The organism is Paenibacillus sp. LPE1-1-1.1, from assembly GCF_040676435.1.
In the GTDB taxonomy this organism is placed as follows: Bacteria; Bacillota; Bacilli; order Paenibacillales; family Paenibacillaceae; genus Pristimantibacillus.
In genome coordinates this window covers 120771-136284 of the sequence record NZ_JBEGHY010000023.1, presented here as the reverse complement: position 1 = coordinate 136284, position 15514 = coordinate 120771, and the positions used below count along the sequence as shown (strand labels likewise).

The window sequence follows — 15514 nt, the reverse complement described above, 5'->3', positions numbered from 1 at the left end:
AAATGTCCAACAGCTTTTTGCCAGGCTGCTATCAAACAGCCCGGCGGTCATCTGAATGAATGGGAAACGGCCGCTGTTTCGCGTGATGCTAGCGGTGAAATGATGTAGGCGGTGCCTGCTTCCGTCTTGAATTCAACAACCGACGGTTCGATCTCCACAATTTCGACGGCTCCTTCATTTACCAGCACTGGCGTTCCCGTCCGGATGCGGCATGGATTCCCGTTTACCGACTCGATTACGGCTCTCTTTAGCTTTCCGCTGCTCCATTCCATGTTAACGGCGAATCCCCCGCGCGCACGAAGACCGCTTATCCGGCCCTCCGGCCATGTTCCGGGAAGCGCTGGAAGCAGACTCAGCTCGCCGGCGTGACTTTGCAGCAAAAGCTCCGCAATACCCGCCGTCGCTCCGAAATTGGCTTCAATCGTAAGCGGGTAAAAGGTCAGCTTCGGATGACGATGCGCATTGAACAGGTTGGGAAATGGATTTTTGAGCAGTTTAATCAAATAATGGTGCGCCATCCCCGAATCTTCCAGTCTGGCAAACAGGCTGATAAGCCATGCAAAGCACCAGCCAATCGCGTCTTCCTTCTCGTGCACTAGTCTGCGCTCAATAGATACCCGGCAAGCGTTCGCGAGCAAGGAATCGTCGCGCTTGTTAATCTGATGACCGGGGTGCAGAGCATAGAGATGGGCCATGTGACGATGTCCCGGCTCCGCTTCCTCAAAGTCTTCGAACCACTCCTGAAGCTGGCCGTAACGGCCAACCGCAAGCGGCCGGAGCCTAGCACGGGCGGCTGTCAGCTCCGCACGGAGCTCATCGTCGGTATCAAGTATGGCGGAAGCTTCGGTACAATTTGTAAACAGCTCCCAAATGAGCGAGTTATCCATCGTCGATCCTAAGCTGACCGCCGCCTTCCGGCCATCCGGTCCAATAAACGTATTTTCCGGCGACGTGGACGAATTCGTGACTAAATATCCTTCCGGGTCCTCTACAAGAAAGTCCAGGAAGAATAGGGCGGCTTCCTTCATGATCGGGTAAGCCCGGTCGGCCAGGAAGCCCCGATCGCCGCCGAAACAATAATGTTCCCAAAGATGCTGGCACAGCCACGCCCCCGCCATCGGCCAGAATGCCCAGCTCGCCGGCCCCTTCGACGGGCCGCCGGAAGGCGTCGTCATGCGCCAAAGATCAACCGAGTGATGGCTTACCCAACCCCTGGCCTTATAGTGGACGCGCGCCGTCTCCTTCCCTGCCGAGCACAGATCCTCGAGCATATCAAATAAAGGCAGGTGACATTCCGCCAGATTGCATGTCTCGGCGGGCCAGTAATTCATCTGCGTGTTGATATTGACCGTATAATTGCATGCCCAAGGCGGTCTAGCCCTGTCATTCCATATTCCCTGGAGGGTTGCCGGCTGAGTTCCCGGCCTTGAGCTGGCAATGAGCAAATACCGGCCGAATTGAAAAAACAGCACCGCCATCTGCTCGTCGGCTTCGCCGTCCCGCAAAGCCTGAATCCGTTCATCCGTCGGGAGCTCCTGCAGCCCTGGCGCGTTAAGCTCCAGGGCTACTCTGCCGAACAGCTCCCGATAATCCGCCAGATGCCGGCGCAGCAGCTCGTCGTACGAATATTCGGCGGCTTGCGCAAGCCATACCTGGCAAAGCCGATTCGAATTTTTGCCATCCTTGCAAGGATCCTTGTCGAAGCCGTTGAAGCTGGTCGCCGCAGCAAGCAGGAACGTCACGGCATCTGCCCCTCTGACCCAAAGCCGGTTCCCGTGCGCTTCCACATGCCCGCCTTCCGGCAGCGCGCGAAGCTGCACCTCGAAACTTATTCCCTTATCCTCTTCATAGATGACCGGCTCCGAGCTTCTTTTCGCATGGAAAGGCTCGACGCGGCTCGGGCATTGTCCGGTCAGCCTAATCATGTCGGGCGCTCCCTTACGCGAGCTGTGATTAAGCAGACTGTCCAGCGACGCCTGCAGAGATACTTTGCCCGGCTGATCAGCCGTGATACGGACGACCATAATCTGATCGACCGCGGATACGAAGGTTTCGCGGGAATAACGAACCCCTTTCAGCGTGAATTGCGTCCGGCAGACGGCATCGTTCAAGTCGAGCTCCCGGCGGTAATCGGAAGCTTCGCCGTGCGCATCGAGCTGAATATACAGATCGCCCATGGCTTGGTAGGATGCCGTCCATGGACCGAGCATATGCTCTTCAATCATTTGCTGCGCTTCCGGGTACTTCCCTTCAAAAATCAGCCGGCGCGCGCCATCCAAGTATTCCGCCGCTTTATGGTTGTTCGGGTCGTAGGGGTGTCCGGACCAAAGCGTATCCTCGTTCAACATGATGCGCTCGCGTCCCGTTCCGCCGAATACCATCCCCCCCAGTCTCCCGTTTCCAACGGCCAGCGCTTCCACCCAATCGGTGGCCGGCTTGCGGTACCACATCGTTAAATCGTTATCGCTCATCTCACGGACCCGCTCCTTTACTTGGACCTTCAAGAATAAATACGCCATACGGAGGAAGCTCCGATTCCCCGCTTAATCGCATGCCGCTAAGCAGCTCCATAGACGGCTCCTCCCCGATTTGTACGGTTGCCGGGCGATCGTTGTGATTAAGAAGGAACGTAAATTGCCGCCCGTCCTTCTCCCGTACGCTCGCTTCCACACCTGGCGGAGTTTTGGCGACCGGGACAATATTTAGCTTGTCTGTCAAATGTTTAAAGAACGCTTCCAGGAAGGCAGCTTCCGGATCAGACGCGAGATACCAGGCCTCGCCTTTACCGAACCGATTGCGGGTAACCGCGGGCATTCCGGCATAAAAGCAGCCGCCATACACCGCTTCCGTTTCGGCTCCCTCCGTATGCAGCAGGTCGCATAGCGTTCCGCATGAATAGGACCTCTCCAGTCCGTCTAGATTCCCTTTCATGACCATCGAATTCGGTTGTCCGGGGAAAAGCGCATCGGTTTCTTCGACCCAAATACCGAGCAGCTTCCGAAGCTCGCCGGGATATCCGCCCAGCGTGACCAGATCTATCTCGTTCACGATACCGCTGAAGAACGTCGTCACGAAAGTTCCTCCGCCGGACGTATAAGCTTCCAGCTTCGCCGCATAACCCGGTTTCACCATGTAGAGCACAGGAGCGATGACAAGGTCATAACCGCTGAGTTCGGTTTCCAATCCGATCATATCAACCTGCACGCTCCTGTTATAGAAGGCGTCGTAATAGCGCTGAATTTGCTGCAAATATTTGAGCTGCTTCGTCGGACCGCTGGAATGCTCGATCGCCCACCAATTGTCCCAATCGAACACGATCGCCACCCTCGACTTCGTCGTCGCGCCGAGCAACGTATCTCCAAGCTGCTGAAGCTCGCGGCCGAGCTCGGCGCATTCGGAGAATACCCGCGTATTCTCATGCCCGACATGATCGATAACTGCGCCGTGAAACTTCTCGAAGGCGCCCGCGGAACGTCTGAGCTGGAAAAACATGACCGCCTCCGCGCCCCGCGCGACCGCCTGATAGCTCCACAGCCGCATGACGCCCGGCCGCTTCAACGGATTGACGTCCTTCCAGTTCAACTGGCTGGGGCTTTGTTCCATCAGCAGGAACGGCTCGCCGTTTTTCAACCCCCGCATCAGATCGTGCCGCATGGCAATTTGACTCATCGGCGTATCATTTGCCGGATAGCTGTCCAGCGCGACGATATCCAACTCTTTTGCCCATTTGAAATAATCGAGCGGCTTATAGGTGCCGTTGCTCTGAAAATTAGTCGTGACTAAAGCTTCCGGAATAACGGATTTAATCGCGTCGCGCTCCAATTTATAGCACGCCAGAAAGCTGTCCGAGTTGAAGCGGTCGTAATCGATCGACATGGCCGGGAATGCCGTGGATTCATGGCCGGAAACATTGAAATGCTCGCTCTGCTGGCTCGGCAGCACGATCTCCTCCCAGTCGTAGAATGTATGCCCCCAGAACGATGTGTACCAAGCGGCGTTCAATACAACCAGCGTGCCGTAACGCTCCTTCAGCCAGACGCGGAATGCTCGCTCGCAGTTCTCACAATAGCACCGCCAGCCCATCTCGTTGTTGACATGCCACAACAGCAAAGCGGGATGATCCTTGTACCGTTCCGCCAGCTTCTTTGCCAACCGCTCCGAATAGAGGCGAAAAGTAGGGCTGTTCGGGCAGGAATTGTGCCGGCGCCCGTACTTTTTCTTGCGGCCCTGCGAGTCTACGGTCAACATGTCCGGAAACGTGTGCGCCATCCAGGCGGGATGGGCCGCGGTGCCAGTCCCGAGGCAAGCGCGTACTCCGTTCGTGTGCAGCATATCCATAACGTCGTCCAGCCATTCGAAACGGTACGTCTTCTCGTCCGGCTGGTTCCGTGCCCAGGAGAAGACGTTGACCGTGGCGATATCGATTCCGGCGAGATTGAACAGCCGCATATCCTCTTTCCATACGTCCCGCGGCCATTGCTCGGGATTGTAATCCCCGCCGTACAATATTTTGTTTGATAATCCGTTCATTAAACCGGCTCCTCTCTCTTCTGTTCCCACTCGATCCGTTGCGGCAAACGCAGGCTTGCGCTTTCGCCGCGATCCGTTCCCGCGGCGATCGGAATCAATCGGATCGAGAACGAAACCGGCTCCGCAGGGATCAAATAATCCGGCAGGGTCGGCGCATAACCGCAGCTGTGATTGCCGAGTCCAGATTGTCGCCAATCGACGTTTACTTCGGTCGCGCCGAGCAGCTCCAAATCCGAATGGTGTCTGGCGGCGCTTAAAGCCTCGGTCGAATACAGCCTCGCACCGACCTGTCCGAGCGGAGCACCCGTTCCGGAAACCAGAAGTCCGGCTCCATTAGCGGCGGCGATGCTCGCCCAGCGGACATCGGCCTTGCTGCCGTTCTCCTGCGGCTTTATGTACGGAACGAATTGTTCATCGATGGTTCCTTCGTACAAGCCCAGCTTGCCGCTTTCTTTGCGGTCGGCGTAGCATTCATGCGGGCCGAGGCCGAACCAGGACATATTCCCGAACTGGGAGGGCATGACGAACCGGAGTCCGACCCTAGGCAGCGGCGGGAGCCCTTCCTTAAGCGGCTCGATCACGGATTCGACCGTCACATCTCCGCTGCCGTAGACGGTGTACAGCTGAACAGCCCCGAACACTGGCCGCAAACCGTTCACGCCAAGAATCGTCTCCGTCCGAACCTGTACGGCCCGGCCTCCCGCGGCATGACGAACCTCGGTGCTTCTGACGTGAGCTTCCAGCTCGTGATAACCGGCCTCCCGCCACCGCTTCACAAGATGAATATCGTTATCGACCGGCGCCCTCCATAACTGGATCCGGGGTCCCGACTCCAGCAGGCTAATGCCGTCATGTTCCCAATGGTCCATCACGCCGCTTACTTTGTCGAACATTAAAACGAACCTTGCTCCGGTCACCTTTACGAACCGGCTGCCTTCCTCTAAGGCGACGGCGCTCATCATCGCAGGTGATAACGGCTGTAAGGAAGCCGCTGAGGATTGAATGGGAATATCCGCCCAAGCTACTTCATGCCCGGCGGGCGCCCAACCTGTCTGTTCACGGAGCGAGCAGCTCAGATGGAGCCAATATTCTCCGTATCCCGGCTCCGGTTTCGTCTGGTAAGGAACGGTGACCAGCCGCTCTTCTCCTGCGGCAATCGCTAGCGGCGGCAGTATCCCTTCCTCGACCGCATCGCCATCCCGGTAGACGGTCCACCGGACGGCTAAATGCTCCAGCGTGACACAATCATACCGGTTGCGAATCCGGAGCAAGCGTTCCCTATCGGCGGGCAACACTTTGACCGGCTCTATCGCCTTTTTGAACTCAAGAAGCGCCGGCTTGACGGACCGGTCCGGAAAGAGCAGTCCGTCGATGCAGAAATGGCCGCTGTTCGGACGGTCGCCGAAATCTCCACCGTAGGCGTATTCGAAGCCTCCGTCCGCCTTCGTCCGCCGTAAGGACAGGTCTGCCCACTCCCATATCAAGCCTCCGCAAAGACGCGGATATCGATATACGGTATCCCAATATTCCTTCTGGTTGCCTAGCGCGTTACCCATTGCATGACCGAATTCGACCATCAGATAGGGCCGGGTTTCGTTCGTTTTCTCGCCTTCCGCAATCAGCATATCCACAGACGGGTACATGCTGCTGACAATATCCACGACTGGCGCGTCGTAAGCCCGCTCGTAATGGACCGGCCGAGTCGGATCCTTCTCCCGTACCCAGGCAGCCATCGCGTCGTGGTTCTCTCCGTAGCCCGATTCGTTGCCGAGCGACCAGACGATAACGGACGGATGGTTCTTGTCCCGCTCGACGAGCCGAACGATACGGTCCATGAAAGCCTCATTCCATGCCGGGTCCTTCGCCAGTCGGCTTTCGAAGGCTGTTTTCTCGGCGGGATTGTCGATCCAGCGGCTGATTTCGCCGAGGAATACGCAGCCATGCGTCTCCAAATCCGCTTCGTCGACGACGAACAGGCCATAACGGTCGCACAGGTCAAGCCAGCGCTCGTCGTTCGGATAATGCGAACAGCGTACCGTATTGATATTGTGGCGCTTCATCAGCATGATGTCCTTGATCATCGCTTCCATCGTTGTGACGTGACCATGCTCGGGATCGAATTCGTTCCGGTTCACCCCGCGGATGATGATCGGTTTGCCGTTCACCAGCAGCCGGCCTCCCTCCACCCGGATATCCCGGAAGCCTACCGCGTATCGGTATACCTCCGCCGCTTGTCCCGTCTCTCCTGATAGGATGACGAGCAGCGTGTAGAGATACGGTTCTTCCGCCGACCAAAGCTTGGGAGAGCACACGGGTAGCTCCAATCGGATGTCTGCTTCATGCGAGCTTCCGATCAGACCCAGAACATCGGCTTCGTTTGCCGCGACCGTCGACTCATCGGCATCCAGCAGTTCGTACCGGATCCGGTATCCCTCGCCGGTGATGCCAGAGGATGCCTCAAGGCTTATGCCTAGCTCGAGCACTCCGCTGTCGTATGACTCGGATAAGCGGGTCTGGATATGCGTGTCCCGGACACGGACAAGAGCCGGCGAGGACAACAGGTAGACTTCACGAAATATACCGCTGAGCCGCCATTTGTCCTGATCCTCCAAGTAACTGCCGGTCGACCATTGGTAGACGCGAACGGCAAGCTTGTTAACCCCTGGACGGATCAGGTCCGTCACATTAAACATCATGCGGTTGTGGCTGCCTTGACCGAAGCCTGCTTCCTCCCCGTTGACCCAGACGTGAAAGGCGGAGTCTACGCCTTCGAACACAAGAAAAACGTCTCCGTCCGCCCATCGCTCCGGCAAGTCGAACGATCGCATGTAAGACCCGGTCGGATTTCGCCTCGGTATATTCGGCGGATCGACCGGGAAAGGATATTTGCTGCTGCTGTACAAGGGGGAGCCGTAGCCGAACAGCTGCCAGTTCGAAGGAACCGGTATCCGGTCCCAATCCTCCCCCGCGAACCATTCTTCGAAAAACCGATCCGGCACATCCTCGGGACACTCCGCGTAATGGAACTTCCATTCGCCAATTAACGTTTGGACGTAGGAGGAGGCGTTCTTGTCGCAAGCAGCCGCGGCCGCAAGCGCCGACTCCCTGTCGGGAAAAGGAATGCCGCGCGCGTCCGCCGGCTCGGCATGAATCTGCAAAATGTCCGGGTTCTCCCAATCCGGCGATTTCTGATTGAATCGCAATCTCATATCTTGACAGCTCCTCTCCGCCTAATGCGCTAGAAATATCGCGGCAGCCATAGTCCGGCAAAGTACGCAGACCAAGGCCATTCAGCCGTCAGCTTCAATAAGCCGCGGTAAAAAAATATTGACCGGGACCGGTGCGATAAACCGCATAGCTGTCTTCGTACCCCAAATACTCGGCATCCGGTCCGCTCTTGCGAACCTCCGCGTCCGCTACGGCAGGAATGTAAATACGGCCTTCACTGTTCGCGGGTATTTCGACTTTGACCTCAATCGTCCGTACTGGTCCGAGCTCCCATCTCACGCTCGCCCTGCCGGGACGAAGCTCCTGCCATGCTTCCGCCCATGCAACATCGCCTACTACGGCCGGCTTCACCTTGACGAGGAAGCGTCCGGTCCCTGGCTGGTACCGGTAATCCAGACCAGCCAAGCTGCTGTACATCCACTCTTCGAGATGGCCTAGCATGAAATGATTTTGCGATTTGCCGACAGTCGGTCCGTCCCAGGCTTCGGTCAGCGTCGTAGCGCCGTGCGCAATCTGATAGCCATAACCGGGCGTATCCCTATTCCTCGTCATCCGGTAGATGACGTCCGAACGGCCTCCGCGAGCAAGCGTCAAGAGCACATAACGGTGTCCGACGTCGCCTGCGTTCGTTAGCCATCCCCGCTCCGAAATATTTCGGACGAGGCGGTTCAAGAGCGCGCCTCGCTGCTCTTCTGGCACAAGGCCGATCGCAAGAGGAATGGCAATGGCGGCATCGCTGCCTTCGGCGTACTGTGCGGTGGTAGAATCGTAGAACGCCGCGTTGAATGCCTTTTTGATGGATTCGGCAAGCAGCGCATAAGCGGAAGCGTCCTCCTCCTTGCCGAGCACGGCCGCAATTTGCCGCATCGCGCTGGCCAGTCCGAAATAGATGGCCGTCTCCGCCAGCTCGACGGGCGTATTTTGAGCAAATCCCGGCCCCTTCGGTCCGATGTCATACCAATCTCCAAGTCCTGCGCGGAGAATGAACCCGTCAGCGGTCCCTGTCAAATAATCGATGTAGCGGCGCATCCCTTCGTAATGTCTTTCCATCGAACCAGTGCTGCCATACCGTTGAAGCATTTCCCAGGCTACCAGAATGTAAGAGCCTCCCCAAGCCGCTGCATCGCGGAACATATGCCAAGGCTCCTTGAAAACCACGTATTCCGGCGCCGTTGTCGGCACCATCCCGTTCGGAAGCTGGGCATCGGCCATATCGCGCATGATTTTGTCCAAAAGCGCTTCAATATCGAAATTAAACATGATGGAGGGGCCCATCAGATGAAGCTGCTCCAGCCAGCCCAGCTTCTCGCGGTGAGGGCAGTCCGTGAAAATGCTCTTCATGTTGCTGAGGATCGCCCTATCGATTATTTCGTGAATCTGGTTCAGCATCGGGTCCGAGCACAGGAAGCCGCCGCACACGGGCGTGTCCGGACAGATCATTTGGCCCTCAAGGCCGTGCAGCACCGGAAGCCCAGCTTCCCCTTCGCTTTCATAACCGTAAGGCACCGCGCCTTCCACCTGCACGTACCGGAAGCCGTAGTACGTAAACCGGGGATGCCACTCTTCCATGTTCCCGCCTTTCAAGACGTAGTTCAGCTCGTACGGCGATCCCGAATATTTCTGATTGGCCATGCCCTCATCCGTTAGAAGCTCCGCTGGCGTCAGCTTGACCCGCGCTCCTTTCGGTCCGCTTATGCGGATAAACGGCCAGCCCGAAAAATTTTGGCCAAGATCGTATATATAGACGCCTTCACGCGGCATCGAAACGCTAGACGCCGAAAACCGCTGCGTTACCGCAAGGGGAGGCGCCAATTGCGCCGACAGCTTGCCTTGCGGCGGCTGCAGCTCGCAGGCTCGCCTCCATCTTTCGTTCTCCTCGAAGCCGGGCTCGTCCCAGCCTTCCTGCTCCAGTCCGGCATCATAATCCTCTCCGCCGTATATGCAGGAGAAGGTGAGGGGACTTTCACTCATCGACCACGAACGATCGGTGACGATTGTATCTCTCGTACCGTCGTCATAATCGATGATCATCTCGGCAAGACATTTCGGCTCGCCGAAGCTGTCTTTGAACTTCGTATAGCGTCCGCCGGCAACATGATAAAATCCGTTGCCAAGAAGAACGCCAACCGTGTTCTCCCCCTGCCGGACTTGGGAAGTCATGTCATAGACCGAGTAAAGCACGGTTTTGTCGTAGTCCGTCCATCCCGGTTCAAGCTCCCGCTGTCCAACCTTCGCCCCGTTCAAACGCATTTTATAGTGGCCTAATCCGGATATGTATGCACGCGCACGCGTAACCGTCCCCTTTACGGTGAAAGACCTTCGCAGCTGAACGAGTCGCTGTTCGCCGCTCGCCACGGCAGAGGCACCGATCCAGCGTCCCGACCAACGGTCTCCTGCCAGCATACCCGTTTCCCACCACGCCGTTCCGCTGGTCGAAGGCTTCCCATGTTCGTCCCACACCGTCACATTCCAGTAATACCGCTGCCTCGGCAGTATCGCGACGCCTTCGTAAGGGACGGAAGTATGCGCGCCGGTACTCACGATTCCACTATCCCACGCATCCGGCAATCCCGTCTTAAGCCGTTCTTCGCTGGTTGCAACGACAATCCGGAATGCGCTCTGGCTGCTTCCGGGACCGTCCGGCCTTCCGAACGACCAGGATAACTTCGGTCTGTCAATGTCCAAGCCTAGCGGACAATGTGTTCCCTCTGTGCGTAAAGTCGCAATTTCCATCGTTGCCATCATGTTCCTCCTTATGACCGCTTGCAAACGGCCGCATGATTGCTCTATCCATCATCGGAAATGCCGAAAGGCATTGGGCGAATCCGGTCAAAGCTTTCGTGACGTCGCGACGGCTATCGTACGAAATTCGGGAAAAAAATTGCAAGTCTGGTCACCTTCCTGCGGCTTTCTGCATGCGGTATAGAAGTGATATAAAACGCCGTTATGGGTTATGACAGACGGCTTATGTGCGAATACTTCGTCGAGCTCCCCCTCTTTGCCGACCGTGATGATCGGCTCGGGATGCTTCGTCCAGTTCAAAAGATCGGCAGAATAAGCGATCCCCTCCTGCGCCTTCTTGTAGTTGTAGCCGAAGAAGAACATGGCCCAGCGGTCCCCGTCCAGAAGCACGCATGGATCGCTGACGAATCCGCTGTCCCACGCATCCGGCGTCACACGGATAACCGGATTGTCCTTATGCCGCGTCCAATGGATCAAATCCGTCGAAGTGGCAAGCCCGGTCTGCTCAACCCAGCGCCCGTGGTTTTGGTTTTTGGCGTTATAAAATAAATAGAATGTCCCTTCGTGCTCCAGCAGACACTCCTTGTAGAGCCCCCCTCTTTCCCACGGTTCCCCTCCCTCCGGCGTCAGGATCGGATCCGGCAGGCGATGCCATTCGAGCAAATTTTCGTCCTCCGTCCAAGCCAGACCGATTTTGGCGGAGCCTTCCTCGTATCCATCTCCCGGATAGGAATGATAGGCAAGCCAATACTTGCCGTTCCATTTTTTCAATGTGCCCGGTCCGCGCATCTCGTTATCACGCAAAATCCACGTTCCCGCCACGTTCCTTGAATCCCAGCCCGAGCCCTCATTCCGGCGCAAAATCGTCGATTGGGGTTCAAAGTTCAGCAGATCGTCGCTAACCGCAAGCGCCGTCTGATAACCGGTTCCGTCGTAGCCGACGTACATCATGTAGAAACGGCCGTTGTGGCGGAACACGAAAGGGCAATCCACCGCATGGTAATCGAAGGCGCCTTTCTCTCCTGAGCCGATAAGGACGGGTTTGCTCCATTTATAAGGCGTTAGCCAGTTATCGAGATTCAAATTCTATCCTCCCTAGGTTGTGTTATCGATGCGCGTACGGGACCATATAGACCTCCCGTCGGAAAAGAAGCCTGCCATTCCGGCCGAGGCGTCTTGTCCCAATATGTAACGGCCGGATTCGCGCCGACGAGACTGGTCGGACGACCGTGCTCGTAATGCGTGCCGAGCGTATTCGTTACCCGTATGCGCAGCTTGTGAGAGCCTGCCGACAACGTCCCTACCGCATAACGGTAAGGGCGCCATACACGGACGCCGACCGGCGCGCCGTCCACCCAGACTTCCGCAGTCCCTCTGACATGGCCCAGATCCAGCGCAACCGCGCTTTCTTCCTTAAGCTCCAACTTAGTCTCGTATTCCACTGCTCCGCTATGGTGCGGCAGATGAAGCGCCGTCCGCCAGTCGCCGAGCTCCCCTTTGTGAGGAACCGTCTCGAACCGCACAGGCGCACTCAAGACGGCGGCTTCCGTATGAGCGCCGTCCGGTTCGATACGAACGGCGGCTATCGTACCTGCATTCTGCGGTTCGAAGTTGGAGCCGCCGCCCGCAAACGGCACCTCTTTTCCTCCGATCCATAAGCGTGCCCGGCCCTTTGTCTCCAGGCACAGCCGATGCGCTCCGGCAGGGAGAGGGAACCTGAACCAGACCGCCCGGCCAATCGCGTCTAAATCGGCAACAAACGGGACAGGCGGCATCGCAGGTGCCGAGCCGGGCATTAGCCAGCCCACGCCGGGAAGCGGATGAGGTCGGTCATTGATCCATAACGACTCCGTCTCCGCGAACTGCAGCACTCCCGCATGAAGAATAAGCGGCGCATGTCCCCGTTCATCCAGCCAGTCGGGGCCGGTGCAAAACGGGATCATGCCGCGGTCCAGCAGCTCGATTCTTCCGTCCGCGAACACTTCTCCTTTGCCTTCGGGCAGCAGGAACTTGATTTCGTTTATACCTTCGCGCCAATAGGCGGTAATATCGACTTCTTCCTGTCCCTGGCGAATATACGGATTGAAGTCCCCGTGCTCGGTAACGGAGACTCCGTTCACCTGCAGCACGGCCCTCCCCCGCGCGGCGAAGACGACGCGGACGCGGTTTACCGGGCGATCCGCAGGAGATGTCAGCATCATTCGCAAGCAGGATTCGGGGTTCGGCAGCTCTGTGTAAATCCATTTCGGCAGAGGCTCTCCGGCCGATTCATTTATTTCGATTCCGGCACGCTGCATGCCGTTCGATCTGGCTTCCGCGCGCAGCATGACCGTATTGGGGCCTTCCTTCAGCCAAATCCATGCCGTTTTTTCCTCGGGACCTCCGCTCCATTCGATTGCATTCCCGCCCACCCAGCCTATCAGCTCGGCATTGCTTTCCGTCCTCATCCAGTAGCGGCCTTCCTTCGGGGCAACAGCGTTCGTAACGGCCCATACGATCTCGCCCTTAGACGCCTCGCCAAGATGCAAGTATCTTCGCGGCACGCGGCCCATCCGTCCGGCCCAGGACCGGAATTTCAAATCGCCGAACACCGTGCTGTAGACGAGAGGCTGCGCCTTTTTCGGCTCGAAGGTCTCCCCTTTATGGACATGCCAGTAGGCGGATTCGCTCCACAGCCGCTCTTCCCAGCCCGCTTCTGAAATCCCCTGCATATAAAAGCCTTCCGCCACCCCGTCTTCGCCCGGCTGCTCCGTACGGACAAGCATCATGCGCCGCTCGGGAGGCATAAGACCGCGCTGGTCGTTGTGCAGGTCGAAGTCGCCGTACCGGTTGTCCAGCGTCGCCTCGATCCGGATGCGCCAATTATCCAACGTCCGAATCTCTCCGCTGCCGGCCGTCCATTCGCCCGGATTTGCTGGGAAGCGCGCTCTCCCCGCGGGAAGCCGCAAGGCGGCCTGCACCTCTTCCGCCTTGCGGCTTCCCGTTTTCACGGTGGATGCCCCGGCGCAGACGATCAACGCGGCCGGCCAATTGTCGAAGCTGGCCTCAAGGCGAATCCAATCGCCTTCACGCGTATAGGCGACGGACTCGGTCCGGCCGCTTACCGGATCCCAAAGTTCCGGAACGCCTGCCGTTCGAATCCTATAAACGGCTGCCTGAAGAGGCTGCGCTGACTTGTCCGCAGGCTCGTGCATCCGAAGCAGCGTGCCATTCTCCGGCAGCAGGAGGAAGATGTCCGAATCGTTCGTGCGCCGATGTAGCGACAAGCCTGGTCCTTCCACCCGTTTCTCCAGCTTCAGCTCGATGAGCGCAGCTGCTTCCTCTGCCGAGCTGACAAACACGGCGCCCGGAAGTGCGCTGCGCTCTTCCTCCGGAACATCTACCCCGACGACCAGCCCGCCCTGCTTCGCCATGGCTTGCGCTTTCGAAAGCGCAGGCGCGTCCAATAAGGTAGTCCCGCATAGTACAAGTACCTTGAATTGCTCACCCGCAATTTCCAGCTTCCCGTCCCGGACGTCGCTTCTTTCCAGCGCGGAATCGTCCACGATATCGAAGTCAAGCCCCCGATTGCGAAGCGAGCCCGTATTCGATTCGGCAACCTTTCTGTGATTGGTTCCTGCTATGCTCAAATACGCCTTCCGCAGCTGTGTAATTCGCTCATTAGGGTCGCGGTTGGAAGCGGCCATAGGATGCTCGAGAGGCTTCACATCGTCAAGCGACAGATAGCCTACCGCAGCGTAAGAAGGATAATGAACGGCAATGTCAGCCACGTGGGTCCCTTCGCTCAGCAATCGGCATACCCGGCTGACTGTGTCCGCGAACACGCCGTAGTGCTCAAAGTATGGCTGGCGCCAGCCCGTATCCGGCGGCGCCCATTCCCACCAGCCGCCGCGGGTGGAATAATAAACGGCGTGTGGACTGAACAGCGTCACGCCTGACTGCAGCCACGGCACCAGCCAATGCATCGTTTCCTCGATCGTTCCGCCCCAGCCGCTTGAATGGAAAGCTTCCAGCCATACGCGGGATCCACCGTTCAGATGGACGATAGAGGAATGGGCTTTCGAATCTCCATCCATATCCGCTCCGGGCGAGTTATACCAGCGGTGCGTCCGGAAATAATCGAGATACAACCGCTGTGCGCCGTGTACGTCTACCCTGCGTGCCTGGCCGGCTTGATCGCAGCCGATCAGCATGCCGTATTTCCGGTGCCAATCGCCGAGCGGAATGAAAAACGCCCGTTCGGCAAGCTCCGCCGAGATCGCATAGACACGGCGACGAACGTCGGCCGCGCCGGGTATATTGTCGAACAGAGCCGGAAGAGCCTTAAACAAATCCTCGCCGTATCGTTCACCATAAATAACAGGAACATCCGGTGACCAGAGAGGCAGCGGCGGAAGCTCGTCTTGGAAGCTGCCCGCGATCGTTCGGCCCAGGTCATCGGGAAAGCGCCTTTCGAGCTCGCCGTGCATCCGGTCGAGCAGGGCTGCCGACGCCAGCGGATCCAGCCAGTTAAAACCTTGGCGTACGGCGGCATATCGGTATTCGCCCGACTCGAGCAGAAGCTTTGAGCCAGACGGTAATTCCTCCGATGCAGGGTACCTGCGCAGCTGGTATCCGGCATATTCCGGCTTCTCCGCTACGAGATGCGCAAGCTTGTTGGCACCGGAGAACCCGATTTGATCGTAAAACCACAGCCTCATCCCCAGCCGCTCGGCTTCCCGCAATGCGACCTCGAACAACGTCCACCATTCCTTGCTCATGAAGACGGGACGATCGCCGCAGGAACCGTATTGCGGACCGGTCGGCGCTAGATGGATAATCCCGATATTACGAAGGCCTCCCTCACGGAATTTCTGAAGCTGCCAGCGGATTCTTTCTTCCGTCACTTCTTCGCCGCTCCACCACCAGAACGGCACCGGTCCGTAATGCGGATCCGGCTCCGAAAAACGAACGCGCATTTGAGCCAAGCTCGAAACCATTTGTTTGTCCTCTCCTTTCATTAACTGTCCGTCGC

At 57.7% G+C, this 15514-nt stretch carries 6 protein-coding genes; all 6 read right to left on the bottom strand.

All coding sequences use genetic code 11. The features are described 5' to 3' along the window. Positions 1-47 precede the first annotated feature (47 nt). Positions 48-2519: a glycoside hydrolase family 95 protein gene (locus tag MRBLPE1_RS17390; protein WP_364147636.1), complete on the bottom strand. Its 2472-nt coding sequence runs from the start codon at positions 2517-2519 to the stop codon at positions 48-50. Next, on the bottom strand, positions 2473-4530 hold the full coding sequence (locus MRBLPE1_RS17385; RefSeq protein ID WP_364147633.1) for a beta-galactosidase: 2058 nt from the start codon (positions 4528-4530) through the stop codon (positions 2473-2475). The genes MRBLPE1_RS17390 and MRBLPE1_RS17385 overlap by 47 nt, the downstream gene beginning before the upstream one ends. Then, positions 4530-7739, bottom strand: coding sequence for a glycoside hydrolase family 2 TIM barrel-domain containing protein (locus MRBLPE1_RS17380; protein ID WP_364147631.1), 3210 nt, complete (start codon positions 7737-7739; stop codon positions 4530-4532). Before MRBLPE1_RS17380 ends, MRBLPE1_RS17385 begins: the two co-directional genes overlap by 1 nt. A 94-nt stretch (positions 7740-7833) precedes the next feature. Continuing rightward, positions 7834-10500: an alpha-L-rhamnosidase gene (locus MRBLPE1_RS17375; protein WP_364147629.1), complete on the bottom strand. Its 2667-nt coding sequence runs from the start codon at positions 10498-10500 to the stop codon at positions 7834-7836. 87 nt (positions 10501-10587) lie between these two features. Further along, positions 10588-11583, bottom strand: coding sequence for a hypothetical protein (locus MRBLPE1_RS17370; RefSeq protein ID WP_364147627.1), 996 nt, complete (start codon positions 11581-11583; stop codon positions 10588-10590). Further along, positions 11580-15479: a hypothetical protein gene (locus tag MRBLPE1_RS17365; protein WP_364147625.1), complete on the bottom strand. Its 3900-nt coding sequence runs from the start codon at positions 15477-15479 to the stop codon at positions 11580-11582. The genes MRBLPE1_RS17370 and MRBLPE1_RS17365 overlap by 4 nt, the downstream gene beginning before the upstream one ends. Positions 15480-15514: the final 35 nt, after the last annotated feature.

Bases quoted from the DNA above. Each gene is read 5' to 3' on its own strand.
- MRBLPE1_RS17390 (WP_364147636.1), bottom strand. From the start codon at position 2,519: ATGGCGTATTTATTCTTGAAGGTCCAAGTAAAGGAGCGGGTCCGTGAG.
- MRBLPE1_RS17385 (WP_364147633.1), bottom strand. From the start codon at position 4,530: ATGAACGGATTATCAAACAAAATATTGTACGGCGGGGATTACAATCCC.
- MRBLPE1_RS17380 (WP_364147631.1), bottom strand. From the start codon at position 7,739: ATGAGATTGCGATTCAATCAGAAATCGCCGGATTGGGAGAACCCGGAC.
- MRBLPE1_RS17375 (WP_364147629.1), bottom strand. From the start codon at position 10,500: ATGGCAACGATGGAAATTGCGACTTTACGCACAGAGGGAACACATTGT.
- MRBLPE1_RS17365 (WP_364147625.1), bottom strand. From the start codon at position 15,479: ATGGTTTCGAGCTTGGCTCAAATGCGCGTTCGTTTTTCGGAGCCGGAT.